20 protein-coding genes are annotated in these 25,508 nt (G+C 71.4%); 6 read left to right on the top strand and 14 right to left on the bottom strand.

The window, feature by feature from the left end:
• The first annotated feature begins 18 nt into the window (after nt 1–18).
• The 3 genes from SY2F82_RS28755 (at nt 19) to rocD (ending at nt 2,697) form a co-directional block, all read left to right on the top strand.
• On the top strand, nt 19–534 hold the full coding sequence (locus SY2F82_RS28755) for an Lrp/AsnC family transcriptional regulator (RefSeq protein ID WP_200422058.1): 516 nt from the start codon (nt 19–21) through the stop codon (nt 532–534).
• A 124-nt stretch (nt 535–658) separates the two neighbouring features.
• Entirely contained in the window at nt 659–1,480 is an 822-nt protein-coding gene (gene ddaH / locus SY2F82_RS28760) for a dimethylargininase (RefSeq protein WP_200422059.1), read from the top strand.
• Nucleotides 1,477–2,697, top strand: coding sequence for an ornithine--oxo-acid transaminase (gene rocD, locus SY2F82_RS28765; protein WP_200422060.1), 1,221 nt, complete (start codon nt 1,477–1,479; stop codon nt 2,695–2,697). Before ddaH ends, rocD begins: the two co-directional genes overlap by 4 nt.
• Before the next feature lie 256 nt (nt 2,698–2,953).
• Here the strand turns inward: rocD and SY2F82_RS28770 are convergent, their stop codons facing one another.
• From SY2F82_RS28770 to SY2F82_RS28785, 4 genes are all read right to left on the bottom strand, one after another.
• Entirely contained in the window at nt 2,954–3,430 is a 477-nt protein-coding gene (locus SY2F82_RS28770; RefSeq protein WP_200422061.1) for a TIGR00725 family protein, read from the bottom strand.
• 8 nt (nt 3,431–3,438) lie between these two features.
• A complete protein-coding gene (locus SY2F82_RS28775; RefSeq protein ID WP_200422062.1) occupies nt 3,439–6,531 on the bottom strand; it encodes an FAD-binding and (Fe-S)-binding domain-containing protein in 3,093 nt (1,030 codons plus the stop codon).
• 112 nt (nt 6,532–6,643) lie between these two features.
• A complete protein-coding gene (locus SY2F82_RS28780; RefSeq protein WP_200422063.1) occupies nt 6,644–7,675 on the bottom strand; it encodes an SDR family oxidoreductase in 1,032 nt (343 codons plus the stop codon).
• A 58-nt stretch (nt 7,676–7,733) separates the two neighbouring features.
• Nucleotides 7,734–8,063 carry a helix-turn-helix domain-containing protein gene (locus tag SY2F82_RS28785; RefSeq protein WP_200422064.1) on the bottom strand — a complete coding sequence of 110 codons (330 nt, stop codon included), beginning with the start codon at nt 8,061–8,063 and terminating at the stop codon, nt 7,734–7,736.
• Nucleotides 8,064–8,234: 171 nt separating this feature from the next.
• Here SY2F82_RS28785 and SY2F82_RS28790 point away from each other — a divergent pair, with 171 nt between their 5' ends.
• The 3 genes from SY2F82_RS28790 (at nt 8,235) to SY2F82_RS28800 (ending at nt 9,794) form a co-directional block, all read left to right on the top strand.
• Nucleotides 8,235–9,068 (top strand): anti-sigma factor antagonist, encoded by an 834-nt coding sequence (locus SY2F82_RS28790; protein ID WP_200422065.1) that lies wholly within the window; start codon nt 8,235–8,237, stop codon nt 9,066–9,068.
• Between the two features lie 127 nt (nt 9,069–9,195).
• Nucleotides 9,196–9,564: a hypothetical protein gene (locus tag SY2F82_RS28795; protein ID WP_200422066.1), complete on the top strand. Its 369-nt coding sequence runs from the start codon at nt 9,196–9,198 to the stop codon at nt 9,562–9,564.
• Nucleotides 9,565–9,599: 35 nt separating this feature from the next.
• Nucleotides 9,600–9,794: a hypothetical protein gene (locus tag SY2F82_RS28800; protein ID WP_200422067.1), complete on the top strand. Its 195-nt coding sequence runs from the start codon at nt 9,600–9,602 to the stop codon at nt 9,792–9,794.
• A gap of 57 nt (nt 9,795–9,851) precedes the next feature.
• On the opposite strand, the gene SY2F82_RS28805 is transcribed toward SY2F82_RS28800, so the two are convergent.
• From SY2F82_RS28805 to SY2F82_RS28850, 10 genes are all read right to left on the bottom strand, one after another.
• Nucleotides 9,852–11,234 (bottom strand): L-serine ammonia-lyase, encoded by a 1,383-nt coding sequence (locus SY2F82_RS28805; RefSeq protein ID WP_200422068.1) that lies wholly within the window; start codon nt 11,232–11,234, stop codon nt 9,852–9,854.
• 250 nt (nt 11,235–11,484) lie between these two features.
• Nucleotides 11,485–12,087: a sarcosine oxidase subunit gamma gene (locus tag SY2F82_RS28810; RefSeq protein WP_200422069.1), complete on the bottom strand. Its 603-nt coding sequence runs from the start codon at nt 12,085–12,087 to the stop codon at nt 11,485–11,487.
• Nucleotides 12,080–15,403 carry a sarcosine oxidase subunit delta family protein gene (locus tag SY2F82_RS28815; RefSeq protein WP_200422070.1) on the bottom strand — a complete coding sequence of 1,108 codons (3,324 nt, stop codon included), beginning with the start codon at nt 15,401–15,403 and terminating at the stop codon, nt 12,080–12,082. The genes SY2F82_RS28810 and SY2F82_RS28815 overlap by 8 nt, the downstream gene beginning before the upstream one ends.
• A gap of 11 nt (nt 15,404–15,414) precedes the next feature.
• Nucleotides 15,415–16,647 carry a sarcosine oxidase subunit beta family protein gene (locus SY2F82_RS28820; protein WP_200422071.1) on the bottom strand — a complete coding sequence of 411 codons (1,233 nt, stop codon included), beginning with the start codon at nt 16,645–16,647 and terminating at the stop codon, nt 15,415–15,417.
• Complete coding sequence (gene glyA, locus SY2F82_RS28825) at nt 16,644–17,930, bottom strand: serine hydroxymethyltransferase (protein ID WP_200422072.1); 1,287 nt, start codon at nt 17,928–17,930, stop codon at nt 16,644–16,646. Before glyA ends, SY2F82_RS28820 begins: the two co-directional genes overlap by 4 nt.
• The gene (locus SY2F82_RS28830; RefSeq protein WP_200422073.1) at nt 17,927–18,787 is read right to left on the bottom strand and encodes a bifunctional methylenetetrahydrofolate dehydrogenase/methenyltetrahydrofolate cyclohydrolase; all 861 of its coding nucleotides are present in this window, start codon (nt 18,785–18,787) and stop codon (nt 17,927–17,929) included. The genes glyA and SY2F82_RS28830 overlap by 4 nt, the downstream gene beginning before the upstream one ends.
• Before the next feature lie 22 nt (nt 18,788–18,809).
• A complete protein-coding gene (locus tag SY2F82_RS28835; protein WP_200422074.1) occupies nt 18,810–21,248 on the bottom strand; it encodes an FAD-dependent oxidoreductase in 2,439 nt (812 codons plus the stop codon).
• Nucleotides 21,249–21,455: 207 nt separating this feature from the next.
• Nucleotides 21,456–22,421, bottom strand: coding sequence for an ABC transporter substrate-binding protein (locus SY2F82_RS28840; protein ID WP_200422075.1), 966 nt, complete (start codon nt 22,419–22,421; stop codon nt 21,456–21,458).
• 13 nt (nt 22,422–22,434) lie between these two features.
• Nucleotides 22,435–24,411: a proline/glycine betaine ABC transporter permease gene (locus SY2F82_RS28845; RefSeq protein WP_200422076.1), complete on the bottom strand. Its 1,977-nt coding sequence runs from the start codon at nt 24,409–24,411 to the stop codon at nt 22,435–22,437.
• Nucleotides 24,411–25,502 (bottom strand): glycine betaine/L-proline ABC transporter ATP-binding protein, encoded by a 1,092-nt coding sequence (locus tag SY2F82_RS28850; protein ID WP_200422077.1) that lies wholly within the window; start codon nt 25,500–25,502, stop codon nt 24,411–24,413. The genes SY2F82_RS28845 and SY2F82_RS28850 overlap by 1 nt, the downstream gene beginning before the upstream one ends.
• Between the last annotated feature and the right edge of the window lie 6 nt (nt 25,503–25,508).

Genomic DNA, 25,508 nt, shown 5'->3' on the forward strand with positions numbered 1-25,508 from the left:
TCTGGTTACAGTGCCCGCATGAACAGCAGGCCGGCATCGTTCGACGAGCTCGACCGGAAGATCATCACCGCTCTGATGGCGAACGCCAGGACCAGTTTCGCCGAGATCGGCGCGACCATCGGCCTGTCGTCCACGGCCGTCAAGCGCCGGGTGGACCGGCTGCGCGAGACGGGTGTGATCACCGGGTTCACGGCCACGGTGAAGCCGTCGGCGCTGGGCTGGCGCACGGAGGCGTACGTCGAGGTGTACTGCGAGGGGGCGGCGCCGCCCCGGCGCCTGGCGGAGGTGGTGCGCAACCATCCGGAGATCACGGCGGCGATGACGGTGACCGGCGGCGCGGACGCGCTGCTGCATGTGCGGGCGAGGGACGTCGAGCACTTCGAGGAGGTGCTGGAGCGCATCCGCGCGGAGCCGTTCATCCGTAAGACGATCAGCGTCATGGTGCTGTCCCACCTGCTCCCGGACAGCCCTGAGGCGGGCGCGACCCAGGCCGCGCCCGACGGCGCCGCGGACGACGCAGCAGACGTGCGCTGAGCGACCCGAAGACGCAGCATTGCTGCGCGAACACGCAGCTCTCGTTGCTTGTCGTCCGTATCCACCGCTTCCTACCTTGGTGTCAACCCTCAGTCGACACTCCGGGAAACGGAGGGACCCCTCTGTGCCTGACAGCCGTGTGCCGCGCCGACGGCGCTTCCTCGTCTGCGAACCCAGACACTTCGCCGTGCAGTACGCGATCAACCCCTGGATGCATCCCGACACCGCGGTCGACGTGGATCTGGCGCATGAGCAGTGGCAGGGGCTGATCCGCGCCTACCGCGCCCACGGCCACGCCGTCGAGGCCGTGGACCCGGTCCCCGGCCTGCCGGACATGGTGTTCGCCGCGAACTCGGCGGTCGTCGTCGACGGCCGGGTCTTCGGCTCCCTCTTCCACGCGCCCGAGCGGCGCCCCGAGTCCCTCCACTACGAGACGTGGTTCAAGGCGGCCGGTTACGACGTCCACCGCCCCGAGTCCGTCTGCGAGGGCGAGGGCGACCTGGTGTGGACGGGCCGGTACCTACTGGCCGGCACCGGGTTCCGTACGACCCGGGAGGCGCACCGCGAGGCACAGGAGTTCTTCGGCCACCCGGTGATCAGCCTGACGTTGGTGAACCCGTACTTCTACCACCTGGACACCGCGCTGTTCGTCCTCGACGACGACAACGTCGTGTACTACCCGGAGGCGTTCTCTCCGGGCAGCCGGGAGGTGCTGGCGCGGCTGTTCCCGGACGCGGTGCTCGCGACGCACGAGGACGCGATGGCGTTCGGCCTGAACTCCGTCTCCGACGGACGCCATGTCTTCATCGCGCCGAGGGCCGAGGCGCTGGCCTCACGCCTCGCCGACCAGGGCTACGACCCCGTCCCCGTCGACCTGTCCGAGTTCCACAAGGCCGGCGGGGGCATCAAGTGCTGCACCCAGGAGATCCGGGAGACCCGTTCATGACCGCACCCGCCCGTACGCGTTCGTCCGCCGAGCTGATCCAGGCCGAGGAGCCCGTCCTCGCGCACAACTACCACCCGCTGCCCGTGGTCGTCGCCCGCGCCGAGGGCACCTGGGTGGAGGACGTGGAGGGCCGCCGCTACCTCGACATGCTCGCCGGGTACTCCGCCCTCAACTTCGGTCACCGCAACCCCGTGCTGATCGAGGCGGCGCACCGTCAGCTGGACCGGCTCACGCTCACCTCGCGGGCCTTCCACAACGACCAGCTGGCCGAGTTCGCGGAGTCGCTGGCGGAGTTGACGGGCCTGGACATGGTGCTGCCGATGAACACGGGCGCGGAGGCGGTGGAGAGCGCCGTGAAGGTGGCCCGGAAATGGGCGTACGAGGTCAAGGGCGTGCCGGCCGACCGGGCGACGATCGTGGTGGCGGCCGGGAACTTCCACGGCCGTACGACGACGATCGTCAGCTTCTCCACGGACGAGACGGCGCGGGCGGGATTCGGGCCGTTCACGCCGGGTTTCCGGATCGTCCCGTACAACGACCTGGCGGCGCTTGAGGCGGCCGTCGACGAGACGACGGCGGCCGTGCTGATCGAGCCGATCCAGGGCGAGGCGGGTGTCGTCATCCCCGACGAGGGTTACCTCACCGGGGTCCGCGAGCTGACCCGCCGCGCTGGGTGCCTGTTCATCGCGGACGAGATCCAGTCGGGTCTCGGACGTACCGGTCGCACGCTGGCCGTGGAGCATGAGGGCGTCCTGCCGGACGTGCTGCTGCTCGGCAAGGCGCTCGGCGGCGGGATCGTACCGGTGTCGGCGGTGGTGGCGCGCCGGGAGGTGCTCGGGGTGCTGCGGCCCGGTGAGCACGGATCGACGTTCGGCGGGAACCCGCTGGCCGCGGCGGTCGGTTCGGCGGTCGTCGGCCTGCTGAAGACGGGTGACTTCCAGCTGCGGGCCGCCCGGTTGGGTGTGGTGCTGCGGGACGGCCTGACCTCGTTCGTCGGCAAGGGCGTCGTGGGCTTCCGTTCGCGCGGGCTGTGGGCGGGCGTGGACGTCGACCCGGTGATCGGCACGGGACGCGAGATCAGCGAACGCCTGATGGCGGAGGGGATCCTGGTCAAGGACACCCACGGCTCGACGATCCGCCTGGCGCCGCCGCTGACGATCACGGAGGAGGAGCTGCGGTCGGCGCTCGGGGCGCTGGAGAAGGTGCTGGCGGCTTGAGCGCCGTGCCGCACCGGGGTTGATGCGCCCCCGCCGCCCCTACCCTTCCCGTCCCCAGGGGCTCCGCCCCTTCGGCCCCACCGGGGGCTCCGCCCCTTCGGCCCCGCTGGGGGCTCCGCCCCCAGACCCCCGCTCCTCAAACGCCGGAGGGGCTGAATTTCAGCCCGTCCGGCATTTCAGGACGAGGCCGCAAGGCCGACAGCCGGGTCTGGGGGCGCAGCCCCAGGAACGGGACGGGCAGGGGCGGCCGTGCCGGTCAGGGCCAGAGGCCCGTCACCTCCAGCGCCTCCGCCGGCGTGCGCGCGTACCGTACGCCCCCCACCTCTTGCCCGTCGGCGTCCACGAGGCGCCAACCGTCACCCAGCTGGACCACGGGCACGCCGCCCCGGCGCATCGCCAGGGCCAGTTCCGAGAGCGTGCCCCAGGAGCCGCCGATCACGATGACGGCGTCCCCGCTGTGCACGATGACGCTGTTGCGGGCCTGCCCGAGGCCGGTGGCGATCGCGACGCTCAGGTCCGGGCCGGCGCCGGTACGGTCGGCCCCGGGCAGCACCCCGACGACGACGCCGTCGCGCGACCGGGCACCCGCCGCGACCGCGGCCATCACCCCGCCGTGCCCGCCGCAGATCACCACGGCCCCGCGCTCCGCCAGCAGCCGGCCCACCTCGTACGCGAGGGCTCGCTCGCCTTCCCCGCACTGCGCGGGCCCGCACACCGCCACCTGTACCGCCATGGCCGCGGTCAGGTACGCCGCCTCAGCCGGCGGGCGAGGGCCGCCGTGGGGGCCGCCGTCAGGGCGGCGGCGACGGCTGTCGTCGCCCAGGCGCCGAGGCGTGAGGGCGGCGCGGGGCGCTGCGCCAGACGCTCGGGCAGCTCCGCGGGCAGGGGTCCGTCCAGGCCCAGCGCCAGCGCCTCGGCCAGGTGGAGGGCCCGGCGGCCCGTGCCACCCTGCTCGATCTGGGTGCGGCAGCTGAAGCCGTCCGCGAGGACCAGACCGGACGGTGCTGCCCCGCGCACGGAGGGCAGGACGCCCTGTTCCGCGACGGCCATGGACAGCTCGTGGTGGCCCCGCTCGAACCCGAAGTTGCCGGCGAGCCCGCAGCAGCCCTCGTCGAGGACCTCGGCGTCGAGATGGGCCCGGCGCATCAGCTCCTGGTCGGCCTCATACTTCATGATCGCGTGCTGGTGGCAGTGGGTCTGCACGGTCGCCTGCCGGGCCAGGGCGGGCGGCCGCCAGTCGTCGGGGGCGTGGTGGACGAGGTGTTCGGCGAAGGTGCGGAACTGCCCGGCCAGGCGCTGCACGTCCTGGTCGGCGGGCATCAGTTCGGGCGCGTCGGCCCGGAACACGGCGGTGCAGGACGGTTCGAGGCCGATGACAGGGGTGCCGGCCTCGATCCACGGGCGCAGGACGTCGAGCGAGTGCCGCAGGACCTTCTTGGCCACCGCGAGCTGACCGGTGGAGATCCAGGTCAGTCCGCAGCAGACGGGCCTGCCGGGTACGGCGACCCGGAATCCGGCGTCCTCGAGGACCCGCACCGCGGACTTCGCGATCGAGGGGTGGAAGTAGGTGCTGAAGGTGTCGGGCCACAGCACCACGGCCCGCTCGTCGCCGGGCTCCGGTTCCTCGCTGCCGCGCGCCCGCCACCACTGCAGGAAGGACTCCTCGGCGAACACGGGGGCCCGGCGCGCGCCGTCGACGCCGGCCAGCCGTTTGCCGGCGGCGGCCAGTCCGGGCGCGTGCAGCAGGCTGTTGACGACCGCCGGGGCGAGACGGGAGAGCCGGGCCCACACCGGCAGCCAGCCCATGGAGTAGTGGGCGGCCGGGCGGGGCCTGCCCGCGTAGTGGTGGGCGAGGAACTCGGCCTTGTAGGTGGCCATGTCGACGCCGGTGGGGCAGTCCGACTTGCAGCCCTTGCACGCCAGGCACAGGTCCAGGGCGTCGCGGACCTCGGTGGAGCGCCAGCCGTCGGTCACAGCGGAGTCCGCGTGGCCGTCGAGCATCTCGAACAGCAGCCGCGCCCGGCCTCGCGTGGAGTGCTCCTCCTCCTGGGTGGCCCGGTAGGACGGGCACATCACGCCGCCGTGGTGGCTGCGGCAGTTGCCGATGCCGACGCAGCGCAGCACGGCGCGGGTGAAGGAGTGTTCGTCCTCCGGGTAGCCGAAGTGCGTGTCCAGGGTGGCGGGCCGCCAGGCGGAGCCGAGCCGCAGTTGGCCGTCGACGGGGTTAGGGCCTGTGACCTTGCCGGGGTTCATCCGGTTGTGGGGGTCGAAGAGCGCCTTGAGTTCCCCGAACGCGGCCACGAGCCGCTCGCCGAACATGCGGGTGAGCAGCTCGCCACGGGCCTGTCCGTCCCCGTGCTCGCCCGACAGGGAGCCGCCGTAGGAGGCCACAAGGTCGGCGGCGCGCTCCAGGAAGCGGCGGAAGTCGGCCACGCCCTCGGCGGTCCTCAGTCCGAACGGGATGCGGGTGTGCACACAGCCCTGCCCGAAGTGCCCGTACAGCGAGGGGTGGTCGTAGTCGAACTCCTCGAAGAGCCCCTTGAGGTCGCGCAGGTAGTCGCCGAGGCGGTCGGGCGGGACGGCGGAGTCCTCCCAGCCCTCCCAGGTCTCGCGGTCGTCCGGGGGCCGCGCGGTGACCCCGAGTCCGGCCTCCCGGGCCTTGAGCATCCGCTGCTCGCGCTCGGGGTCGTCGGAGAACGCGACGGTGGACTCCTTCTCGCTCCGGCCGACCGCGCGCAGCAGCGCGTGCGCCTTCTCGTCGACCTCCTCCTGGCTGTCGCCGCTGAACTGCAGCAGCAGCCAGCTGTCCCCCTCCGGGAGGGAGTTGAGGGACTCCAGGTAGGCGTGCTCCTCGCGCATCAGCTGTGCCATCCGCCCGTCCAGGGCCTCGAGCTGGCTGGGTGAACAGTGCTCGAGGAGGTGGGGTACGTCGTCGGCGGCGGCGCAGATGTCCTCGTACCCGAGGACTAGCAGCGACTGGTACGGGGGCACGGGGACCAGGTCGAGTTCGGCGCGCAGTACGGTCACCAGGGTTCCCTCGCTGCCGACCAGGGCCCTGGCGACATCGAAGCCGTTCTCCGGGAGCAGGGAGTCCAGGTTGTATCCGGAGACGCGGCGCGGGATCTTGGGGTAGCCCTGGCGGATGTCCGCGAGGTACTCGGTGACGATGCGGTCGAGGCCGTCGTAGATCTCGGCTCGGCGCCCGCCCTCGGCGGCGATCTGCGCCCGCTCGGCCTTGGAGGTCGGCCCCACCCACATGCGGGTTCCGTCGTAGGTGAGGACTTCCAGGCGGCGCACGTTGTCCACGGTCTTGCCGTACGCCTGCGCCGACGCCCCGCACGAGTTGTTGCCGATCATGCCGCCGAGCGCGCAATGGCTGTGCGTGGACGGTTTGGGCCCGAACTGGAGGCGGTGGTCGGCGAGCTTGCGGTTGAGCTCGTCCAGGACCAGCCCGGGCTCCACGACGCAGGTGCGGGCGTCGGGGTCGACCGACACCAGGGCGTCGCAGTACTTGGTCCAGTCGATGACGACGGCCGTGTTGGTCGTCTGGCCGGCCAGGCTGGTGCCGCCGCCCCGGGACAGGACGGGCGCGCCGAACCGTGCGCACACCTCGACCGCCCGGGCGCCCGCCTCCACGCCGCGCGGGACGACGACGCCGATGGGGACCTGGCGGTAGTTGGAGCCGTCGGTCGAGTACGCGCCCCTGGTGCCCGCGTCGAACCGGATCTCCCCGTCCACGGCGCTGCGCAGCGCCGCCTCCAGGCCGGCCACGTCGAGCGCGGTCCCCGCCCGACCGAGGGCCGGGATCGTGTCGTTGCGGGATGTCAGGGCCATGGATCGAGACCGCCTTTCCTGCACCGTTGGACTATGCAAGGGAGTTTCGCGATCCGTACCGCCCAAACGGGCGCGCTGGGCGATCTGTGAGCCCCGGTGGCCGATCGGGGTGTCAGCCGACCTTGCGGCCCTGCATCGGTGCCGTCGGGACGCCGGCGCCCTCGTGCAGCCCGTGCAGGAACTCCTCCAGCACCTCGGTCGCGGCCCGCCGCGGCTGCCAGCCGAGCACGGTGCGCGCGCGGGTGCAGTCCATGAGCGGCAGCCTCAGGACGGCGTCGAACAGGTGGGGCGAGGCGGGCAGCAGCCGCAGCCCCCAGGCCGCGGCGATCGCCGACCGGGCGGCCGTGCGGGGCAGCCGTACGGGGCGGGATCCGAGCAGCTCGCCCAGGATCTCGGCGTCGAGGGGCGGATCCGCGGCCAGGTTGAACGCGCCCCGGACCTCGGTGTGGACGGCGAGCTGGTAGGCGCGGGCCGCGTCGTCGGTGTGCAGGGCCTGCACACGGAGCCCCTGGATGTCCGGCAGGAAGGGCAGCAGTTCCGGGCGGGCCAGCGGTCCCGGCAGGAACTTCCCGCCGAAGATGCGGCGCTGTTCGCTCGCCGATTCACGTTTGAACAGGAACGCGGGCCGCATCCGTACGACGCGGATCCCGGGGTGCCGGAACTCGAAGGTGTCGAGATACCTCTCCAGATAGGCCTTCTCCCGGGTGTAGGCGGCGTCGGGCCAGCCGTGCGTGGGCCACGACTCGTCCACGGAGCGGTTCTTGGGCCCCGGAGAGTAGGCCCCCACGGAGGAGGCGTGCACCAGTGTGGGCACCGTGGCGGTGGCGGCGACGGCCTCGAAGACCCGGATGCTGCCGAGCACGTTGGTCCGCCAGGTCGCGACCGGATCGTGCGTGGGCTGGAACGCCCACGCCAGGTGCACCACCGCGTCGGCGCCCCGGAACTCCCGTACGAGGTCGACGTCCTTCGCCGCGAGGTCGACCTTCGACCACTCCACGCGGTCCGGGCCGAGGTCGGGGATGCGGCGCGCCAGGCCCCGGACGCTCGCGACGGCCGGATCCTCGGCGAGCAGCCGCACGAGGCTGGTGCCCACATTGCCGGTGGCACCCGTGACCACGATCTTCCTGCCTGCTTCGGTGCTCACGTCGGGCTCCTCTCGGTGACCGGTGACCGGTACCTGCGAGTACCCACGGTGAGGGGCGTTACTGCTGCTGGCGCTGCCTGCTGTGTTCGGCGTCCTGCCGGACGAGGAGGGCGAGCAGCTCGGCGACGGTCAGGCTGGCCTCCGCGGGGTGGCGCAGCGGCGTGCCCGGCTGGATGTGGTACGTGTTGCTGCGCCCCTCACGGGTGTGCGTGAGATAGCCGTCCTGCTCGAGATCGGCGATGATCTTCTGAACGGCACGTTCCGTCAGTCGGCAGTGGGCCGCGATGTCCCGGATGCGGACACTCTGGTCGTCGGCGATGGCCGCCAGCACGCGCGCGTGGTTGGTCAGGAACGTCCATCCTGTATGCGGCTCCCGCGCTCCACCCATGCATAGAGAGTAGGCCCCACGATTCACGAATACAAAAAGGTGAATTCGAATTCGTGTATCTCTTGACATATGACCTGGGGCGGGCAGAGCCTGGCTAGGGGGTGCCCGGCAGTTCGCGCCGGGCACCCCCTGGGTCGGGGGACGCGGTAGGGGCGAGCTCGGGAGGCTGCCATGGACGAATGCGTACTTCCCGAGCCCGGCAGCGCGGACGGCGGCGTCCGGGTGACCTGGGCACACCCGCCGCAGCACCTCCTGCCTCCCTGCCTGCGGGTCGAGACCCACCAGGACGGGGACCGGGTGGCCGTGGTGGTGTCCGGTGAGCTGGACATCGACACCGAGCAGGCTCTGCAGGACGCCCTGCGGGAGGCCGTACGGCGCTCGGTGAGAGGTGTCGACGTGGATCTCGGCGGTGTGGACTTCTGCGACTGCTCCGGACTCAACGTGCTGCTGAGCGCCCGCCGCCAGGCCCTGGCGGACGCCAAGACGCTCGTCCTCGGCCCGACCGGCCCCTCCGTGGACAGGCTCCTGTCGCTGACCGGCACCCGAGCCCTGTTCGACACCTCCTCCACCGCCGGTACGGCCGCGGGAGATGGCCAGGACGGGCGGATCCCGCAGCTGCACGGTCCTCCGCGTCGGGAGGAGCGACCCGAGGACACCGACCGGGACCCGCACATCGCCCCGGACCTGGCCCCCGACCGGGACCTGGACCCGGCGAGTGAGCGGGACCTGCACATCGAGCTGGTGCAGCTCAGACGGGCCATGCAGACGCGGCCGGTGATCGACCTGGCCCGGGGGGTACTGATGGCGTCCTTCGCGCTGAGCCCGCAGGACGCCTGGGACGTCCTGGTCACCGTCTCCCAGAAGACCAACACGAAGCTGCACAACGTCGCCGAGGACCTGGTGGCGGCCGTCAACGGCGACGCCCCGCCCGACCCCCTGCGCCAGGAGCTGGCGGCCGCGGTCACCGCGGTCAAGGAGCCCTCGGGCGCGCGTTCCGCGGACTGAGGTCCGCCGCGCGGTGGGTGCGGTGCGGGGGTGCGGTTCACCCACCCGGGTGCACGCCCCGGGGTGCCACCACCCGTCGGCGGTACGCGCACCGCCTCCAGAACAGCGGCAGGGTAAGCCTTCCCCCATGACCTTCAAGAGTCCCGCCCACCGCGGCGGCCCCAAGCGCGGCATGTTCGAGGAGCTGGCGGAGAGAGCCTCCAACTTGACGAGCTCTCCGCTCTTCTTCGTGATCTGCCTGGCCTTCGTCGGCTTCTTCGTCGCCGCGCACGCCGCACACCTGCCCCTGGAGCTGCTCCTGCTCGCCGGGGAGTCGATGACCGCGGTCACCCTTCTCCTCCTCGCCCTGCTCAAGAACTCGGAGATGCGGGCGGAGCACGCCATCCAGCGCAAGCTCGACGCCATTGCACGCGCCCTGCTGGACATGAACGAGAACAGGGACAGCCGTGCCCTGAGGGAACTCAAGGAGTCGATCCGCATGGAGGAAGAGACATAAAATGACACTCACCGATATGACGGGAGTGAGCCGATATGACCGACCGAGAGCATGGCCGGTACGCGGACGGCTCCGGCCACCTCAGGGACATGACCGAGGAAACCCTCGGCGCCCAGGAACAGGCACGCCAGGAGCGTCAGCACCGGCTCGAACAGCAGAGCGGCCGTCGGGCGGACGACGAGTCCACCTACCCCGAGCTCTTCGACCAGGGAGACGACGACTATCTGTGAGGGCCGTTTTCGGGGTGTGACCCCGGCTGCGGCCCCTTTCCCACTCCGACCGCTTCCTCAGCACTCGATGACGTTGACGGCGAGGCCGCCACGGGCGGTCTCCTTGTACTTGACCTTCATGTCGGCTCCGGTCTCCTTCATGGTCTTGATGACCTTGTCGAGGGAGACGTGATGCCGGCCGTCGCCGCGCAGGGCCATCCGGGCGGCTGTCACGGCCTTGACCGCCGCCATGCCGTTGCGCTCGATGCAGGGGATCTGGACCAGGCCGCCGACCGGGTCGCAGGTCAGGCCGAGGTTGTGCTCCATGCCGATCTCGGCGGCGTTCTCCACCTGCTCCGGGCTGCCGCCCAGCACCTCGGCGAGGCCGCCGGCGGCCATCGAGCAGGCCGAGCCGACCTCGCCCTGGCAGCCGACCTCGGCGCCGGAGATCGACGCGTTCTCCTTGAAGAGCATGCCGATGGCGCCCGCCGCGAGCAGGAAGCGGACGATCCCGTCCTCGTCGGCGCCCGGCACGAAGGTGAGGTAGTAGTGCAGCACGGCGGGGATGATGCCCGCCGCGCCATTCGTCGGGGCGGTGACGACCCTGCCGCCTGCGGCGTTCTCCTCGTTCACCGCCATGGCGTACAGCGTCACCCACTCCATCGCGCGGGCCGCGGGGTCGCCCTCGCTGCGCAGCGCCCGGGCCGCCGCCGCGGCCCGCCGGCGGACCTTGAGGCCACCGGGGAGGATGCCCTCGTGGGACAGGCCGCGGGAGACACAGCCCTCCATGACGCGCCAGATCTCCAGCAGACCCGCACGGATCTCCTCCTCCGTGCGCCAGGCCTTCTCGTTCTCCAGCATCAGCGCGGAGATCGACAGGCCTGTCTCCCGGGAGAGCCGCAGCAGCTCGTCCCCCGTGCGGAACGGGTGGGGCAGCGCCGTGTCGTCGAGCTTGATCCGGTCCGCCCCGATGGCGTCCTCGTCGACCACGAAGCCACCGCCGACCGAGTAGTACGTCTTCTCCAGCAGCGGCAGTCCGTCGGCGTCGTAGGCGAAGAGGATCATGCCGTTGGCGTGGTACGGCAGCGCGCGGCGACGGTGCAGGACCAACTGGCTCGAGACGTCGAAGTCGATCTCGTGGGCGGCGCCGATCTCGGCACCGAGGAGGCGAATGCGCCCGGTGGTGCGGATCCGCTCGACGTCCAGTTCGGCCTGGGCGACGTCGACCGTGTGCGGCTCGTTGCCCTCCAGGCCGAGCAGTACGGCCTTGGGGGTGCCGTGGCCGTGCCCGGTGGCACCGAGCGAGCCGAACAGTTCGGCCCGCACCGCGGCGGTCTGGGCGAGCAGGCCGTCCTTCTTCAGCCGGGCGGCGAACATCCCGGCCGCCCGCATCGGGCCGACGGTGTGCGAGCTGGACGGGCCGATGCCGATGGAGAACAGGTCGAAGACGCTGATTGCCACGCCATACTCCGTGGGGTGGGAGAGGCGTGCCGAGCATGGCACTGGCGCGCCCCTGCGGGAGGTTGTCGGTTACGGGCCTGGGTGGAGCGGGTGCTTCTCCCGGGTGCGGAGCGGCCGTGAGCCCTTCTCGTGCTCATGGTTCGAAGAGGCGGGCGGCCGGGCGGTGCGCACGCATGCCGCGGCGGTGCCAGGCCGCCTGCCCGTGACGGCCTGGCACCGCCGGGTCACCCTTGCCGCCCTGCCGCGCCGCTCACCCGTATTCCACGGCCGCGTCCAGCAGCCAGTCCGTCAGGTAGCCGGCGAAGGAGGAGCGCACCAGCACCCAGAAGCCGGCCCTGGCTTCGTCGCGGGCGACCAGGACGACCTGCGTGCGCGCCAGCGTCGTCTGGGCGCAGCGACCGGGGCCGAAGGAGCGCGGGTGCAGGTCCAGCGCGCAGCCGTGGGACAGCAGGTCGCGGGCGCGGGGTCCGGCGACCAGGAGGGTGGTGCGCTGGGCGGAGACATCGGTGACGGAGACGGGTTCGTCCCCGGCCGCCGCGCGGATCCGGCCCTCCAGCTCCCGCTGCGTTCCGGGCGGGGCCACCAGCAGCCATTCGTCGGGGCCGAGCCACACCGCGGTCAGGTCGCCGGCCCGTACCACGGTGTTCGGCTCCAGGGGCAGCTGGAACCCCAGGGCGAGACCCACGGCGTCCGCCGCCGGGCTCTTGGCGTCGAGGCGGATGTTCACCTGGGCCAGGAAGGGGAGTTCGGCCAGGCGGATCGCGCCCCCGGAGGAGCGCGTCGCGGCGGCCAGGCGGTCGGCGGCGTGCGCCAGGGGGCTGCGCTGCCGTGCGGTCAGGGCGGTGTCAGCCATCGCGGCGGGCTCCCTCGGGGTCGTAGAGGACGGGGCTGGCGACGGTCACCGGGACCAGCCGGTCGCCGACCGGCGCGTAGAGGCGTTCCCCGATGCGGTCGCGGCCGCCCTTGATCAGGGCGAGAGCGAAGGTCCGGCCGAGCGCCGCGCTGCGGTAGCTGGAGGTGACGTGACCGAGCATCGGGACGGGCGGGGCGGGCAGTTCGCTGTCGGCGACCAGGTGGGTGCCCTCGGGGAGGAAGGCGGCCGGATCCTCGGGGAGGAGGCCGACGAGGTGCTTGCGGTCGGGGCGCACGGTGTCGGCGCGAGCGTAGGAGCGCTTGCCGATGAAGTCCGGCTTCTTCTTCGACACCGCCCAGCTCATGCCCAGGTCCTGCGGCGTGACCGTGCCGTCGGTGTCCTGACCGATGATCGGGTAGCCCTTCTCGGCGCGCAGGACGTGCATGGTCTCGGTGCCGTACGGGGTGATGCCGTACGGGCCGCCGGTCTCGTACAGCGCCTCCCACAGGGCGAGGGCGTCCCAGGGCGACACGTTGATCTCGTAGGCCAGTTCGCCGGAGAAGCTGATCCGGCACACGCGGGCGTCGATGCCGGCGACGGTCGTCTCACGCCACGCCATGAACGGGAAGTCGTCGTTGCTCACCGCCAGTCGGGGCGCGAGCGAACCCAGGACCTCGCGGGAGCGGGGGCCGACGAGGGCCACGGTCGCCCACTGCTCGGTGACCGAGGTGCAGCGGACGCGCAGTTCGGGCCACTCGGTCTGGAGCCACTCCTCCATCCAGTCCAGGACGGCGGCCGCGTTGCCGGTGGTCGTGGTGACCAGGAAGCGGTCCTGCGCGAGCCGGATGACCGTGCCGTCGTCGAAGACCATGCCGTCCAGGCGGCACATCACGCCGTAGCGGATCATGCCGACCTTCAGGGTGCTCATCATGTTGGTGTAGAGCCGGTCGAGGAAGAGCGCGGCGTCCGGGCCCTGCACGTCGATCTTGCCGAGGGTGGAGGCGTCCATGAAGGCCACACCCTCGCGGGCGGCGCGGCACTCGCGCAGTACGGCGGTCTCCATGTCCTCGCCGTCCTGCGGGTAGTACCAGGGCCGCTTCCACTGGCCGACGTTCTCGAAGAGCGCGCCGTGCTCCACATGCCAGGCGTGCAGAGCGGTGGTGCGGATCGGGTCGTGCAGCGGACCGCGGTCGCGGCCGGCGAGGGTGGCGAAGGAGACGGGGGTGAACGGCGGCCGGAACGTGGGCAGGCCGAGCGCCGAGAGGTCCACACCGAGGAGTTCGGCGACGACGCCGCTCGCCAGGACGCCGGCCGTCCTGCCCTGGTCGCCCCCGGTGCCGGCCGTGGTGTAGCGCTTGGTGTGCTCCACCGAGCGCAGGCCCGCACCCGTGGCGCGCGCCAAGTCATCGACGGTCACGTCGCGTTGGAGGTCGACGAATCGGGGGGCGCCGGTGGAGGTGGGGATGGTGAAGACCTGCATGGGCGGGGTGTGCGGCCGGGCGGCCACGGCCGGGAGGGTCGGCGCCTCGGCGGGGTAGCCCTCCGCCTCGACCGCGCGGGTGCCGGCCGCCGCGCCCTGCGCCAGAGCCGCGGCGAGGTCGAAGGCCCCGTTCGCGCTGCCCGCGACCTCCACCGCCTGACGGCAGCTGTCGGGGACGAACGTGCCGAGTGCCTCGTCGTGGCGGAGCTTGCCGCCCGCCTGGCTGAACAGGTGCGCCACCGGGTTCCAGCCGCCGGAGACCAGGAGCAGGTCGACGGCGAACTCCCGCTGTCCGGCGGACTCCCCGTACGGGGCGACCGTCACGGCGGTGAGGCGGGCCCCGCCCTCGGTGCCGGTGACCGCGTGTCCGGCCAGCACCTCGATCCCGGCGGAGCGGGCACGCTCGGCCCACTCCCCCGGCTCGGGCCGGGTGTCGACGATCGCCGCGATGCCCACTCCCGCCGCCGCCAGGTCGAGCGCGGCGGCGTAGGCGCTGTCGTTGGTGGTGAACACGACCGCGTGGCGGCCGGGCAGAACGGCGTACTTGTGGAGGTACGTCCGGGCCGAGGCGGCCAGCATCACGCCGGGGCGGTCGTTGTCGCCGAACGCCAGCGAACGCTCGTGGGCGCCGGTCGCGAGGACCACGCGGCGGGCACGGATGCGCCAGACTCGCTCGCGGGAGACATGGTCCGGGGCCTGGGCGCCGAGGTGGTTCGTGCGGCGCTCGACGGCGAGGAGGTGGTTGTCGTCGTAGTGGCCGAAGACGGTGGTGCGGCGCAGGACGCGCACCTCGGGAGCGGCCTCGAGTCGAGCGCGCGTCGCCTGCACCCAGTCGAGGTGTTCGCCGGTGCCGAGCAGGCTGCCGCCGAGATCGGGCTGGTCGTCGGCGAGGATGACGCGGGCGCCGCTGTTCGCCGCCGCCGCTGCGGCGGCGAGGCCGGCGGGGCCCGCGCCGACGACCAGCAGGTCGCAGTGGGCGTGTACGGCGTCGTAGCGGGCGGGGTCGGGTTCGGTGGCGAGGCGGCCCTGGCCGGGGAGGCTGCTCGCGACGAGGCCGTCGTAGAGCTCGACGGTCGTGGCGGGGAGCATGGGCTCGGGGAAGGGGGCCTCGATCTGGACGACCGCGTTGGGTTCCTCGACGCCGGCCGAGAAGATGCCGCGGGGGCGGCCGAGTTTGATGCTGGTCGCTGCCGCGATGACGCCGTTGGCGAGGAGGGCGGAGGCGAGGGTGTCGCCGCGGTGGCCCTGGTATTCGGTGCCGTCGAAGACGAAGGTCAGGGGAGCGCTTCGGTCTACGCGGCCGCCGGTGGGGAGGCGGAACGGCTGGTTTTCCTCCCCCACCCCGCCCCTTCCCGCCGTATCCGATATGCGGCTGCCGCCGCGTGGCAGGGGGGCCGCCCCCTGGACCCCGACTGGGGGCTCTGCCCCCAGACCCCCGTCGCCCTGAACGGGCTCGTCCTCAAACGCCGGACGGGCTGCTGGTGCCGAACGTGGCTCGACGGTGGCCGGACGCGGCGGTGCAGCAGCCGGGCGCGGCCCCGTCGCGGCCGGGCGCAGCCCACTCGCTTCCGGGCGGTCCTCCCCCACCCGGTACACCGCCAGGATCTCGTTCGTCGCCGTGTCCCGTACCGCGTTGAACCACTTGCGGCAGCCCGCCGCATGGCTCCACCGCTCGGCGAACGGCCCCTTCGGGTTGGCGCGGAAGAACAGGTAGCGCGCCCACTCCTCGTCGGTGAGGGCCGCCGGGTCCTCGGGGTAGGGCACGTGGGCCTGGCCACCGTAGTGGAACTCGGCCTCGTCGCGGGGCCCGCACCACGGGCAGGAAATGAGCAGCATGGTTCGGCTCCCTAGTGGGCCACCGCGGCCGCGCCGTGCTCGTCGACGAGCGCGCCGGTGGTGAAACGGTCGAGCGAGAAGGGGGCGTTCAGGGGGTGGGGCGTGTCGTGGGCGATGGTGTGGGCGTAGACCGAGCCGACTCCCGGGGTGGCTTTGAAGCCGCCCGTTCCCCAGCCGCAGTTGAGGTAAAGGTTGTCGACCGGGGTGAGGCCGACGATGGGCGAGGCGTCCGGGCTGACGTCGACGATGCCGCCCCAGGTGCGCAGCACGTGGGCCCGGGCGAAGACCGGGAAGAGTTCCAGGGCGGCGGACATCTGCTCCTCGATGATGTGGAACGCGCCGCGCTGGGTGTAGGAGTTGTACGCGTCGATGCCGGCGCCCATCACCAGCTCGCCCTTGTGGGCCTGGCTCACGTACACGTGGACGGCGTTGGACATGACCACCGTGGGGTGCACCGGTTCCAGGAGTTCGGAGACCAGGGCCTGCAACGGGTGGCTCTGGAGCGGGAGTTCGATGCCGGCCATGGCGGCGAGGACCGAGGTGTGACCGGCGGAGCACAGGGCCACCTTGCCCGCCGCGATCGGGCCGAGCGTGGTCTGCACGCCGACCACCCGGCCGCCGACCACGTCGAGGCCGGTGACCTCGCAGTTCTGGATGATGTCGATGCCGGCCGCGTCCGCGGAGCGGGCGAAGCCCCAGGCCACGTAGTCGTGCTTGGCGATGCCGGCGCGCGGCTGGTAGGTGCCGCCGAGGACGGGGTAGCGCACGTCGGGTGAGGTGTTGACGATCGGACAGACCTCTTTCACCGCCTGCGCGTCGAGCCACTCGGCGTCGACGCCGTTGAGCCGGTTGGCCTCGACGCGGCGCACGCTGTCGCGGACGTCCTGCAGGCTGTGCGCGAGGTTCAGCACGCCGCGCTGGGAGAAGAGGATCGGGTAGTCGAGCTCCTCCTCCAGTCCTTCCCAGAGTTTGAGGGCGTGCTCGTAGATGCCGGCGCTCTCGTCCCACAGGTAGTTGGAGCGGATGATCGTGGTGTTGCGGGCCATGTTGCCGCCCGCGAGCCAGCCCTTCTCCAGGACCGCGACGTTGGTGATGCCGTGGTTCTTCGCCAGGTAGTGGGCGGTGGCCAGGCCGTGTCCGCCGCCGCCCACGATCACCACGTCGTACGACCGCCTGGGCTCGGGGGTGCGCCACAGCCAGTCGGGGTGGTCGGGGAGGTCGGCGCCGGGGGTGCGGGGGCTCATCGGACGTCTCCTGAAGGACCGGAAAGGTGCGGGTAGAGCGGGTGCTCGGCGGCCAGGGCCGCTGTGCGGGCGCGCAGCGCGGCCACGTCCGGCTCGGGCTGGAGGGCGAGCGCGATGACGTCGGCGACCTCCGTGAAGTCCTCCTCGGTGAAGCCGCGGGTGGCGAGCGCCGGGGTGCCGATGCGCAGGCCGGAGGTGACCATGGGCGGGCGCGGGTCGAAGGGGACGGCGTTGCGGTTGACGGTGATGCCGATCTCGTGCAGCAGGTCCTCGGCGCGCCGGCCGTCGAGTTCGGACTCACGCAGGTCGACCAGGACGAGGTGGACGTCCGTGCCGCCCGTCAGCACCTTCACCCCGGCCGCTGCCGCGTCGGGCCGGGTGAGGCGTTCGGCGAGGATGCGGGCGCCGGCCAGGGTGCGGGCCTGGCGTTCGGCGAACTCGGGCGACGCGGCGACCTTGAAGGAGACCGCCTTCGCGGCGATGACGTGCTCCAGGGGGCCGCCCTGCATGCCGGGGAACACCGCCGAGTTGATCTTCTTGGCGAGGTCGGCGTCGTTGGTCAGGATCACCCCGCCGCGGGGACCGCCGAGCGTCTTGTGCGTGGTGGTGGTGACCACGTGCGCGTGCGGGACGGGACTCGGGTGAAGTCCGGCGGCGACCAGGCCCGCGAAGTGCGCCATGTCGACCATGAGGAGGGCACCGACCTCGTCGGCGATGCGGCGGAAGGCCGCGAAGTCCAGCTGCCTCGGGTACGCCGACCAGCCCGCGATGATCATCTTGGGGCGGTGTTCCTTGGCGAGCCGCTCCACCTCGTCCATGTCGACGAGGTTGTCCGCCGCGGAGACGTGGTACGGCACGACATTGAGCATCTTGCCGCTGTAGTTGATGCGCATGCCGTGGGTGAGGTGACCGCCGTGCGCGAGGTCGAGACCGAGGATGGTGTCGCCCGGCTGGAGGAGGGCGAAGAAGACCGCCGTGTTCGCCTGCGCGCCCGAGTGGGGCTGGACGTTGGCGAAGCCGGCGCCGAACAGGGACTTGACGCGCTCGATGGCCAGGCGTTCGGTGACGTCGACGTGTTCGCAGCCGCCGTAGTAGCGGCGGCCCGGGTAGCCTTCCGCGTACTTGTTGGTCGCGACCGAGCCCTGGGCCTCCATGACGGCGGAGGGCGCGAAGTTCTCGGAGGCGATCATCTCGAGGGTGGACTGCTGTCGGTGCAGCTCGGCGCCGAGGGCGGCGTGGACCTCGGGGTCCAGCTCCGCCAGCGGGGTGTTCAGCACGTTCATACGGTGTTCGCGTTCCTCTCGGCGGCCTCGACGACGTTGGCGAGCAGCATCGCCCGGGTCATGGGTCCCACTCCCCCGGGCATCGGCGCCAGCCACCCGGCGACCTGGGCGGCCTCCGGGTGGACGTCGCCGACGAGCCCGTGCTCGGTGCGGGTGATGCCGACGTCCAGGACGGCCGCGCCGGGGCGCAGCATGTCCTTGGTGATCAGTCCGGGCGAGCCGGCCGCGGCGACGACGATGTCCGCCTCGCGTACGTGCCAGGCCAGGCCCTTGGTTCCGGTGTGGCACAGGGTCACGGTGGCGTTCTCGGACCTGCGGGTGAGCAGGAGCCCGATCGGCCGTCCCACCGTGATGCCCCGCCCGATCACGCACACGCGCGCTCCGGCGAGCGGCACCTCGTACCGGCGGAGCAGTTCGACGATGCCGCGCGGGGTGCAGGGCAGGGGGGCGTCGACACCGAGGACGAGCCGGCCGAGGTTGACGGGGTGCAGTCCGTCGGCGTCCTTGGCGGGGTCCATGCGTTCCAGTACGGCGTTCGCGTCCAGGTGGCGCGGCAGCGGGAGTTGGACGATGTAGCCGGTGCAGGCCGGGTCGGCGTTGAGTTCGTCGATGACGTCCTCGACCTGCTGCTGGGTCGCGTCGGCGGGCAGCTCGCGGCGGAGGGAGGCGACTTTGATCTGCGCGCAGTCACGGTGCTTCCCTGCGACATAGGCGTGGCTGCCCGGGTCGTCACCGACCAGGACGGTGCCGAGACCCGGCGGGCGGCCGGTCGCGGCGGTCGACTTGGCCACTCGTTCGGCGAGTTCGCGACGGATGGCGGCTGCGGTCGCCTTGCCGTCGAGCAGTTGTGCGGTCACCGGCGATACCTCTTCCCCACGGTCAGCCACGAAGCCGGGACATGGTCGGGTCGAACAGGGGCTCCTCGGCGACGACCGCCTCGACGCGCCGGTCGAAGTAGCCGATGTGGACCGTGGTGCCGGGGGTGGCGAGCTCGGCAGGCAGCCAGGCGTAGGCGATGCCCTTGCCGATCGTGTAGCCGTAGGCGGCGCTGGTGACGTAGCCGACGGCGCGGTCGCCGTCGTACACCGGCTCCTTGCCCATGACGACCGACTGCGGGTCGTCGATGGTGAGACAGGTCAGCTTCCGCCGTACGTCCGCCTTGCGGCGCTCCAGAGCGGCCTTGCCGATGAAGTCGCCCTTGTCGAGCTTGACGGCGAAGCCGACGCCGGCCTCGTAGGGGTCGTGCTCGTAGGTCATGTCGGTGCCGAAGGAGCGGTAGCCCTTCTCCAGGCGCAGGCTGTTGAAGGCGCCGCGGCCGGCGACGATGCCACCCAGGGGTTCCGCCGCCGCCCACAGGGTGTCCCACAGCTTCTGGCCCAGGTCGGCGGTGGTGTACAGCTCCCAGCCCAGCTCGCCGACGTAACTCAGGCGCATGGCGGTGACGGGGACGGAGCCGATGTGGGCGCGCTTGGCGCGGAAGTACTTCAGGCCGTCGGCCGAGAAGTCCTCGTCGGTGAGGGGCTGGAGCACCTTGCGCGCCAGCGGGCCCCACAGGCCGATGCAGCAGGTGCCGGCGGTGATGTCGCGGACCTGGACCGTGCCGTCGGCGGGGAGGTGGCGGGTGAACCAGTCGAGGTCCAGGTTGCCGTTGGCACCGACCTGGAAGAGGTCGCGGGCCAGGCGGGCGACGGTGATGTCGCTGCGGATGCCGCCGTCGTGGTCCAACAGCAGGGTGTACGTCACCGAGCCGACGGACTTGGCGACCTTGCCGGTGACGAGGCCCTCCAGGAAGTCGGCGGCACCCGGGCCGCTCACCTCCAGGCGCTTGAGGGCCGTCATGTCGTACAGGGCGACGGTCTCTCGGGTGACCTGGGCCTCGGCGCCGACGATGGGCGACCAGTACCGCGCGGCCCAGTCGTTGGGCGTCGGGATGGAGCGGCCTTCGACCAGATGCGCGTTGGACTCGTACCACTGAGGGCGCTCCCAGCCGTTCGCCTCCAGGAAGAACGCGCCGTGTTCCCGCTGGCGGGCGTAGAAGGGGCTGGTGCGGATCGGGCGCGGCTCACCCGAAGGCTGGAGGGGGTGGAGGATGTCGTAGACCTCGACGAAGTTCTGGCAGTCCCGGGCCAGGACGTACTCCGGGGAGAGCTGGTGCGGCTCGAAGCGGTTGACGTCGCACTCGTGCAGGTCGAAGGAGGAGCAGTAACCGTCGACCAGCCATTCGGCGACGGCCCGGCCGACGCCCGCGGAGTGGGTGACCCACACGGCCTCGGCGACCCAGAAGCCCTTGACGTCCTGGGACTCGCCGAGGAGCGGGTAGCCGTCGGTGGTGAAGGAGAACAGGCCGTTGATGCCCTCCTCGACCTTGGCCTCGCGGGTCGCGGGGAGCAGGGACCGGGTCTCGGTCCAGGCGTCCTCGAAGTCCTCCTCGGTGAACTTCAGGACCGAGGGCATCTGCTCGGCCTGGTCCACGGAGAGGATGTCGTCGGCGGAGACGGGCATGGGGCGGTGGCCGTAGTAACCGATGCCGATGCCGTCGAAGCGGTCGCGGTAGTAGAGGTCGGCGTCCTGGTGGCGCAGGATCGGGCGGACCGCTTCCTCGGTCTGGCCGGCGAGGGCGGGAATCGGGCCGGTCCAGGCGAGCTGGTGGGCGAGCGGGGTGAGCGGCAGGTTCATCCCGACCATGCGGGCGATCTTCGGGCCCCAGATGCCGGCGCAGCACACGACGATGTCGGCGGGGATCTCACCCTGGTCGGTCAGCACGCCGGTCACCCGGCCCTCGCTCTGCCGCACGTCGAGGACTTCGTGGCGGGCGAGGAAGCGGACGCCGCGTTCGGTGGCCCGGCGGATCTGCGCCTCGACGGCGAGGACGGCCTTGGCGAGGCCGTCGGTGGGGACCAGGAGACCGCCGAGGACCTTGTCGCGGTCGACCAGCGGGTGCTGCTCCACGCACTCGTCGGCGGTCAGCAGGCGCGCCTCGATTCCCCAGGCGGTGATCCAGCCGTGACGGCGGTGGAGTTCGGCGAGGCGCTCGGGCGTCGTCGCCACTTCCAGGCCGCCGACCTGGAGGAAGCAGGGCTTGCCGTCGACGTCCAGGGAGCAGAACTTCTCGACCGTGTAGCGGGCCAGCTCCGTCATGGTCTTGGAGGGGTTCGTCTGGAAGACGAGGCCCGGGGCGTGCGAGGAGGATCCCCCGGTGGCCGGGAGGGGGCCCTGGTCGACCACGGTCACCTCGGTCCAGCCGCGTGCGGAGATCTCGTCGGCGAGGGCCGCTCCCACGACGCCCGCTCCGATGATGACCACTCGGGGTCCCGCCATCGCCCAACCTCCGAACTTGAAACCGGTTCAGTTGCTGTCTGCGCAACTCGATTCAGGCTGCGCAACTCAATGTGCCTGTCGCCGAGGAGGGGTGTCAAGGGGTGCGTGACGTCGGAAAACAGCCCGAAACACGGCAATGCCCGGCGGGCGGTGCGCACCTGAACGCACCGCCCGCCGGGCGTGTTCGACCTGCTCGTCCGGGCTCGGCTACTTCAGCCAGGCCTCGACCTTGTCGCGGTTGGCGTCGACCCACTTCTTGGCCGCCGCGTCGTCCGACATCTTGTCCACCGCGATGTACTTGGCCACGGTGTTCTGGTCGTCGTTGGTCCAGTTGAAGTTCTTCACCAGGTTGTACGCGGGGCCGGCGGACTTCGCGAAGCTCGCGCTGACGATCTTGTCCAGGTTGTAGACGGGATAGTCGCACGCCACCTTGGCCGCGTCGGCGTCACAGCCCGTCTTGTACGCCGGCAGGTTGACCTTGACCAGCGGCACCTCGGACATGAACCACTGCGGCTCGTAGAAGTAGCCGATCATCCACTGCTTGTTCTTCTCGGCGGTCCGGAACGCCTGGATGAGCGCGGTCTCGCTGCCCGCGTACACCACCTTGAAGTTCAGGTTCAGGTTCTTCACCAGCGCCGCGTCGTTGGTGACGTAGGACGGGTCGCCGTCGAGCAGCTGGCCCTTGCCGCCCGACTCGGAGGTCTTGAACTTGTCGGCGTACTTGTTGAGGTTCTTCCAGTCGGTGATGTCCGGGTGGGCCTTGGCCAGCCACGGCGGCACGAACCAGCCGATGACGCCCTTGTTGCCCGTCTGCCCGGCATCGACGGCCGTCTTCTGCTCGGTGATGTACTTCTTCTTCAGGTCGTCGTGGCCCCAGTTCTCCAGGACGGCGTCGACCTCGCCGGTCCCGAAGCCCTGCCAGGCGATCTCCTCCTTCAGGTCCTTCTTGTGGACCGTACAGCCGAGGTCGTGCTGCGCGACGTACGCGACGACCGCCGCGTCCGCCTCGTAGCCCACCCACGGGTTGACGGCCAGGTTGAACGTGCCGCACTTGCCGCCGGAGGACTTCGAGCCCGCGGAGGAGCTGTCGCCGACCTTCGCCCCTGCGCACGCCGTGAGGGTGAGGCCGAGGACGGCCAGGCCGGCCGCGCCGGCTCGCCAGTGTCTTGCCATGGTGTCGTGCTCCTTATGCCCTGGTGCGTCGCGCCGCAGCCTGAGTGATCCGGTCGAACATGACTCCGAGCAGTACGATGGCGAGCCCCGCCGCCAGCCCCTTGCCGTACAGCTCTCCCTGCGAGAATCCGGCCACGACGTCGTAGCCGAGGGCGCCGGCCCCTACCAGGCCGCCCACCACAACCATCGACAGCACGTAGATCAGCCCCTGGTTGGTCGCGAGAGTCAGGGCGCTGCGTGCCATCGGCAGCTGAACCTTGGTGATGATCTGCCAGGTGTTGCACCCGGCCGAGGTGGCCGCCTCCACCGTGGACTCGGACACGCTCCGCACACCGTCCGCGATGATCTTGATGGCGACGGGCGCCGCGTACACGACGGCCGCGACGATCGCGGTGAAGCGGGTGGCGCCGAAGAGGGCAAGGAACGGCACGAGATAGACGAACGGCGGCATCACCTGTGCGGCGTCCAGGGTGGGCCGCACCAGCCGGTCCACGAGCAGGCTGCGTCCCATCCACACGCCGAAGGCGACACCGAGCAGCATGACCAGCACCGTGGCCACGGCGGTCGAGGCGAGGGTCGTCATGCTGTCCGACCACAGGCCCGTGCCGACGAGCAGCCCGACGCACACGGCGGCCGTCACTCCGGCGCGCCAGCCGCCGAGCACCGCGCCGAGCGCGACCAGGGTGACGCCGACGAGCCACCACGGGGAGTCGGTCAGCAGCGCCTGGAACGGGTTGAGCAGGCCGTTGGTGATGATGTCCCGAAGTGCGTTGGTCAGGCCCGAGAGATGGTCCTGCAGCCAGGTGGTCGTGGTGTCGGCCGCGCTCGCGATGTGACTGCCGGTGCTGCCGTTGCCGGGGAACTCGGCCGCCCAGACGTAGGTGTGGGACAGATGGACCAGGACCGCGGCCGTGATCCCGCCGGCCACCAGCAGCGGCCGGCGCCACTTGAGGAACCGGCCGCCCGTGCGGCGGGCCGCCTCGGTGCGTGCGGCAGCGGCCGTGGTGACCCGGTCCAGGACGATGGCCATGACGACGATGGCGAGGCCGGCGTTGAAGGCGGTCCCGACGTCGAGCGACTGCAGGGCCTGGACGACGGTCTTGCCGAGCCCGGGCGCGTCGATCAGGGCGGCGATGGTCACCATGGCCAGGGCGGCCATGATGGTCTGGTTGACGCCCATGACCACGGTGCGCTTGGACATCGGCAGCAGCACTTTGAGCAGTTGCTGCGACCGCGTCGTGCCGAGCGAGTCCGCCGCCTCGACGGTGGTCTCGGGCACGGAGCGGATGGCGTGCGCGGTGATGCGGATGGCGGGCGGTGCCGCGTAGATCACCGTGGTGATCACGGCGGACGCCCCGCCGATGAGGAAGATCAGGGTCAGCGGGGCGAGGTAGACGAAGGTCGGCATCGTCTGCATGAAGTCCAGGAAGGGCGTCATGATCCGGTTGAACCGGTCGGAGAGACCGGCCCACACGCCCAGCGGGATGCCGATGACCAGCGCCACGATGACCGCCGACAGGGTGAGCGCCAGCGTGTCCATGCTCTCCTGCCACAGCCCCTGCAACCCGAAGAACGTGAAACCGGCCACGGCCAGCAGGGCGACCCGCCAGTTGCCCACGGCCCAGGAGACGTAGCCGGTGAGGCCGACGACGCCGAGCCAGCCGATCTGCGGGACCGGGCGGCCGCCGGTCGGCTGCGAGATCAGGGACTGGACGAAGGTCACCAGGTTGTCGATGACCAGGCGGATCTCGTTGAAGAAGTACAGGAAGAGCGGGTTGGAGTTGCGGTTGGCGCCGATGCTGTCGTTGACGTCGTTCAACCAGCGGTGCAGATCAGTGAGATCGGCCGCGGCGAGGGACAGCGTCTGCCGGCCGCGCAGCACGGCGAACAGCACCACCCAGACGATCAGGATCGCCGCCACCACCGTGGGACGGCTGACCTTCCTGCGTACGGTCGCGACCGGCGCGGCCGCGTCGGCGGCGACGGCCATCACGCACCGCCTTCCTGCCCGGCGACGACGGAGAGGATCTCCTCGTCGCCGACGATGCCGAGCAGCTTGCCGCCCTCGACCACCTTGACCGGCTTCTCGGCCGCCAGCACCGCCCGGGTGGCTTCCCGCACCACGACGTCCGGGCCCAGCTCCGGGCCGTCGAGTGCGTCGTCGGGCTGCGCGGGGCGCATGATCCAGCGCAGGGTGAGGACGTCGCCGCGCGGCACGTCCTTGACGAAGTCCCGTACGTAGTCGTCGGCGGGGGCGCCGACGAGTTCGTCGCCGGTGCCGCACTGGACCATCCTGCCGTCGCGCATGATCAGGATGCGGTCGCCCAGCTTCAGGGCCTCGGAGAGGTCGTGGGTGATGAACACCATGGTCTTGCCGACCTCGTGGTGCAGGCGGATGACCTCGCTCTGCATGTCGCGGCGGATCAGCGGGTCGAGGGCGGAGAACGGCTCGTCGAAGAAGAGGACGTCGGGGTCGCCCGCGAGGGCACGGGCGAGGCCGACGCGCTGCTGCATGCCGCCGGAGAGCTGGTCGGGATAGGAGTTCTCGTATCCGGCCAGGCCCACCAGCTCCACGACCTCCAGAGCGCGCCTGGTCCGCTCGGCCTTGCCCATGCCCCGGATCTCCAGGCCGAACGCCACGTTGTCGACGACCCTGCGGTGCGGCAGCAGGCCGAAGTGCTGGAAGACCATGGAGAACTTGCTGCGCCGCATGTCCCGCAGCCGCTTGGCGTCGGCGCCGCGGATGTCCTCGCCCTCGAAGACCACCTCCCCGGCGGTGGGTTCGATCAGCCGGGTCAGACATCGCACCAGGGTGGACTTGCCGGAGCCGGACAGGCCCATGACGACGAAGACCTCGCCGGGCGACACGTCGAAGTTCACGTCGCGGACGGCGGCGGTGCACCCGGTGCGGTCCATGAGCTCGCGGCGGGTCAGCCCGCACAGTTCCTCGGAGTCCGGCACCTGGTCGGCCTTCGGCCCGAACACCTTCCACAGCCGGCGCACGGAGATGACCGGAGTCCGGTCCTGGGGGTCCTGGGACGTGCCGCGCCGCTGCGACACCTCGGTCTGTGTGGGGGTCACGATCGA

The sequence above is a fragment of the Streptomyces sp. Y2F8-2 genome (genome assembly GCF_014905555.1).
GTDB lineage: Bacteria > Actinomycetota > Actinomycetes > Streptomycetales > Streptomycetaceae > Streptomyces > Streptomyces cynarae.

Excerpts from the sequence above, each read along its gene's own strand:
- SY2F82_RS28755 (WP_200422058.1), top strand. The coding sequence starts at position 19 with ATGAACAGCAGGCCGGCATCGTTCGACGAGCTCGACCGGAAGATCATC.
- rocD (WP_200422060.1), top strand. The coding sequence starts at position 1,477 with ATGACCGCACCCGCCCGTACGCGTTCGTCCGCCGAGCTGATCCAGGCC.
- SY2F82_RS28770 (WP_200422061.1), bottom strand. The coding sequence starts at position 3,430 with ATGGCGGTACAGGTGGCGGTGTGCGGGCCCGCGCAGTGCGGGGAAGGC.
- SY2F82_RS28775 (WP_200422062.1), bottom strand. The coding sequence starts at position 6,531 with ATGGCCCTGACATCCCGCAACGACACGATCCCGGCCCTCGGTCGGGCG.
- SY2F82_RS28785 (WP_200422064.1), bottom strand. The coding sequence starts at position 8,063 with ATGGGTGGAGCGCGGGAGCCGCATACAGGATGGACGTTCCTGACCAAC.
- SY2F82_RS28790 (WP_200422065.1), top strand. The coding sequence starts at position 8,235 with ATGGACGAATGCGTACTTCCCGAGCCCGGCAGCGCGGACGGCGGCGTC.
- SY2F82_RS28795 (WP_200422066.1), top strand. The coding sequence starts at position 9,196 with ATGACCTTCAAGAGTCCCGCCCACCGCGGCGGCCCCAAGCGCGGCATG.
- SY2F82_RS28800 (WP_200422067.1), top strand. The coding sequence starts at position 9,600 with ATGACCGACCGAGAGCATGGCCGGTACGCGGACGGCTCCGGCCACCTC.
- SY2F82_RS28810 (WP_200422069.1), bottom strand. The coding sequence starts at position 12,087 with ATGGCTGACACCGCCCTGACCGCACGGCAGCGCAGCCCCCTGGCGCAC.
- SY2F82_RS28815 (WP_200422070.1), bottom strand. The coding sequence starts at position 15,403 with ATGCTGCTCATTTCCTGCCCGTGGTGCGGGCCCCGCGACGAGGCCGAG.
- SY2F82_RS28820 (WP_200422071.1), bottom strand. The coding sequence starts at position 16,647 with ATGAGCCCCCGCACCCCCGGCGCCGACCTCCCCGACCACCCCGACTGG.
- glyA (WP_200422072.1), bottom strand. The coding sequence starts at position 17,930 with ATGAACGTGCTGAACACCCCGCTGGCGGAGCTGGACCCCGAGGTCCAC.
- SY2F82_RS28835 (WP_200422074.1), bottom strand. The coding sequence starts at position 21,248 with ATGGCGGGACCCCGAGTGGTCATCATCGGAGCGGGCGTCGTGGGAGCG.
- SY2F82_RS28840 (WP_200422075.1), bottom strand. The coding sequence starts at position 22,421 with ATGGCAAGACACTGGCGAGCCGGCGCGGCCGGCCTGGCCGTCCTCGGC.
- SY2F82_RS28845 (WP_200422076.1), bottom strand. The coding sequence starts at position 24,411 with ATGGCCGTCGCCGCCGACGCGGCCGCGCCGGTCGCGACCGTACGCAGG.